Here is a 2,683-nt window from a genome sequence, read left to right on the forward strand (position 1 = left end):
GTCATTTAAAATAAACATGATATCTTTTGTATCAAGGCTTCTTTTCAGGAAAGAAAAGAAACCTTTTCAGCAACAAATTTATAGGAGATAAACTCTTTATTTTCTTTCGTTTTTAAATGTGAAGATTGGATTCTTCCTTGAATGCTGACAAAATCATCAACCTTAGCATTTTCGAAGACTATTTCTGCCAGGCCACGCCAAAGTTCGATTTCAATCGTATCTGTTTCATAAACACCTTCATAGTTTCGGTAATTACGCTCTGAATCAATGGAAAGCTTTAAGAATTTGACATCATTTTCAATTGTTTTCAATTCGCCGATGCTTCCAATTTTTCCTTCAATAATAAATGTGTTAATCATGATGTTTCCTCCTCTGCGGTATGGTAGCCGCTAACTTAAGTAAGGCTCATGTACCTTACACTTTCTTCGAATAGCAGCTGAGGAAGGAAGTCAAGCGGCAAGCACTTTAGTGCGAGACGCCGTAGGGCAACGCTTGACGAGTGACTTGGTTGCGATATTCCATATTTCTTTCATCGACTCAATAGAAAACAACATGGCAATTTGCCATGTTGGAACCTTAGATTACACAGATGCCTGTAAAAAAGAAAGCTGGGAGATTCCAACTTTCTAAAATTCATAATGTGTCCACATGCTGATGATCTTTACTATTTTTTTATCATCATCTACCTGATAGACAAGACGATGCTTGATATTGATTCTTCTGGAATAGGCAGATGACAGATCGCCTTGCAGTTTTTCATAGCTTGGTGGTGTTGCATATGGATTTTGTTCTAAAAGATCGACCAATGCTTTTGCCTTTTTATCCAGATGAGCACTTTTTAACTTAGGAATTGCATTCACTGCATTTTTTGTGTATACAATTTTATACATACATTACCATTCAACCTCATCGGAAGGGATACATTCTTCTACGGGGGTATTTATTCCTTCAATGATTTCTTCTTTCATGCCAGGAATGGAAGACAAGTATAAGGTTTCCATCAGACCGTTATATTCCTCCTCGCTAAGAAGCACGGCATTGCCTTCCTTTGTGCTTATATTAACAGGTTCGTTATATTTTATTGTATTCTCCAGGATACTAAACATATTTTTTCTAAAATTAGTAGCATTTGTGTTAATCATTGCATTCACCTCACTATGTACATTATAACGTACATTTTACTATGTGTCAAATTATTTCATTTTAATGATAGTTTTTTGTACTCCGTATTTCATTCATTGGATTGATAGAAAGCAACATGGCAACTTGCCATGTTGGAACCTTAGAAAACATACCTGGCAATTTGCCAGGTAGTTATTTTTAAGAATTTTTTATTTTTCCGCTGAAGCAGGATATGATTTGTGTGTGCCGTCAAGGAGTTGATTTTCGGCTTCGCTTGGCTGATATCCTATGGAAATCAGAAATTTGTAATATTCATTCATCTGTTGTGCTTTTCTTTCATTGTATTCTCCGCTCCAGGAAGAATAGCATGAAAGAGGATGACTTTCTTCAAGTGAAGCAAATACAGTAGCTTCAAATACTTTCTCAGCGTTGTTTTTGTTTAAAGATTCTTTGATATCGCATTCCATGATTTTCTTGAAAAGTTTAGCATCGAATGAAGAATAACTTTTTGTTGAAAGAATTTTAATAGCCTCAGTATAGAAAACATCACGATGTGAAGCAGTTTTATCGTTTAAGATATTTTTGATAAATTCTATTCTCGTCTGTTGTGCGGTTTTAAATAGATTTTCTAGTTCTGTAATAATTTTATTTCGTTTTTCTTCCTTTTCTGCTTTGTCATTAACCTCTTCTTCACTGACAGATCCATAAACATTTATGCCATAGGTACTTCTTGTATAAAGGTATTCTTTTCTTTCTTTGAAGCCTTCTTCCTTGACATCTTCTGGTGATCTATAGAATTGCAGGTAAGTGTATTTTTTTCTGTCTAGATCTCTGTCTTCTACTTTTTTAGCAAACAAGGCTATTTTCTTTTCAGTCTGATTGACTTTTTTTTCTATTTTTTCAGTTTCAATAGCACTGTTCAAACGATAGCGAAAATCAGTGGTTCCCATATACTGTAGAAGTTCTTTCTTGGTATCATCGTTTTTTACCTTTTCCAGATCAATATAATCCTGGATGGATGCTCCATTTACCACTGTTTTTTTGACTTCTTCTGCATCAAACTTAAGCATATTAAGGCGATGCTTGACTGTTTTCTTAGAGAAACCCGTCTGCTTGCTTAATTCATCTTCAGTCATTCCCAAGTCCAGACACATCTGAAATCCCTGTGCCTGCTCATAGGGTGTCAAATCGCTTCTCTGCATATTTTCAAGGAGCATGGTTGCCTGCTGTTGCTTCTCATCCATATTGGAAACAACACAAGGAAGTTCTTTCAGTCCTGCTTTTTTTGCCGCCGCAAGACGACGATTTCCAATTACGACAAAATACCCGTCATCATCTGTTTTTGGAACAACCGTTAGATTCTGCATAACACCATTCGCAAGAATGCTTTCAGTCAGTTCGCTTAAATTTCCTAAATCCTGTCTAGGATTTTTCGGATGAGAATAAAGCTTGTCGATAGAAATGTTAGTAATCATGAATTATCCTCCTCTGCGGTATGGTAGCCGCTAACTTAAGTAAGGCTCATGTACCTTACACTTTCTTCGGATCAGCGTCCGGGGAG

The 2,683-nt window shown here is 36.1% G+C and carries 4 protein-coding genes; all 4 read right to left on the reverse strand.

The annotated features are described in order from the left end of the window. Positions 1-44: 44 nt before the first annotated feature. Positions 45-359 carry a single-stranded DNA-binding protein gene (locus tag ACZYT3_RS12635; protein WP_464088900.1) on the reverse strand — a complete coding sequence of 105 codons (315 nt, stop codon included), beginning with the start codon at positions 357-359 and terminating at the stop codon, positions 45-47. A 267-nt stretch (positions 360-626) separates the two neighbouring features. After that, a complete protein-coding gene (locus ACZYT3_RS12640; protein ID WP_071440553.1) occupies positions 627-890 on the reverse strand; it encodes a Txe/YoeB family addiction module toxin in 264 nt (87 codons plus the stop codon). 3 nt (positions 891-893) lie between these two features. Beyond that, entirely contained in the window at positions 894-1,142 is a 249-nt protein-coding gene (locus ACZYT3_RS12645; RefSeq protein ID WP_071440554.1) for a type II toxin-antitoxin system Phd/YefM family antitoxin, read from the reverse strand. Between the two features lie 189 nt (positions 1,143-1,331). After that, complete coding sequence (locus ACZYT3_RS12650) at positions 1,332-2,597, reverse strand: ParB/RepB/Spo0J family partition protein (protein WP_464088901.1); 1,266 nt, start codon at positions 2,595-2,597, stop codon at positions 1,332-1,334. Positions 2,598-2,683: the final 86 nt, after the last annotated feature.

Source organism: Traorella sp. mt218 (genome assembly GCF_055420025.1).